Source organism: Corynebacterium sp. HMSC076D02 (genome assembly GCF_001813815.1).
Taxonomy (GTDB): domain Bacteria; phylum Actinomycetota; class Actinomycetes; order Mycobacteriales; family Mycobacteriaceae; genus Corynebacterium; species Corynebacterium simulans.
Window position 1 is genome coordinate 1 of sequence record NZ_KV814011.1, and the last position, 302, is coordinate 302.

Consider the following 302-nt stretch of genomic DNA (forward strand, 5'->3'; position numbering starts at 1 on the left):
TGTTGATCGCGGCGAGTCTGTCCTGGAGTTTCTTCTGTTCAAGGCGAAGTCGGTCTGGGTTTGGTTTGTGGTGAAGAGAGTAGTGCACAGCAAACATCACGTGGGTGGTGACGCTAGTGAGGGCAGCAAGTGTGAGTAGCCAACAGACTGATTCTAGCCAGCTGCCTGTTTCTGCAAAGGCGGCTCCCACGATTGCGGCGATGATTCCACACAAACTGAACCCAACTTCTATTTCGTGAAAATAAGCAGTTCTTTTGGAGATGGAATAAAAGTGCAGCCGTTCGGTTGTGATTGAGCCTGCT

Annotated in this window: 1 protein-coding gene; it reads right to left on the reverse strand. The window is 50.3% G+C overall.

All coding sequences use genetic code 11. The features are described 5' to 3' along the window. A partial coding sequence (locus HMPREF2935_RS13305; protein WP_210400703.1) for a hypothetical protein occupies positions 1-302 on the reverse strand: 302 nt, incomplete at both ends.